Origin of the sequence: Paraburkholderia sp. SIMBA_053, assembly GCF_046534895.1 — a bacterium.
GTDB classification, from domain to species: domain Bacteria; phylum Pseudomonadota; class Gammaproteobacteria; order Burkholderiales; family Burkholderiaceae; genus Paraburkholderia; species Paraburkholderia caledonica.
Window position 1 is genome coordinate 1 of record NZ_JAWRXU010000104.1, and the last position, 464, is coordinate 464.

The 464-nt window shown below is 63.8% G+C and carries 1 pseudogene; it reads left to right on the plus strand.

Going from position 1 to position 464, the window contains the following annotated elements:
* A pseudogene (locus tag SB753_RS34765) lies at positions 1 to 464 on the plus strand (bifunctional salicylyl-CoA 5-hydroxylase/oxidoreductase); the annotation flags it as partial.

Consider the following 464-nt stretch of genomic DNA (forward strand, 5'->3'; position numbering starts at 1 on the left):
CTGCATGCGGCGTTGGAGCACTACACGCAAGTGCGCAGTGTCGACGTATTGCGCATTCAGAACGCCGCGCGCAATTCGACGGAATGGTTCGAGCACGTCGAGCGCTATACATCGTTCGAGCCCGAACAGTTCGCGTACTCGCTGCTCACGCGCTCACAGCGCATCTCGCACGAGAACCTGCGCGAGCGCGACGCGCGTTATGTGTCCAGTTTCGAAGACTGGCTCGCGCGGCGTTCGGGCGTCGAGCGAGCGCCGCAAAAGCATTCGGTCCCGCCCATGTTCACGCCGTTCACGTTGCGCGGCGTCACGCTGAAAAACCGCGTGGTGGTGTCGCCGATGGCGCAATACTCGGCCGTCGACGGAATTGCCGGCGACTATCACCTGATGCATCTCGGCGCGCGCGCAATGGGCGGCGCCGCGCTCGTCATGACGGAAATGACCTGCGTGTCTCCGGAGGCGCGCAT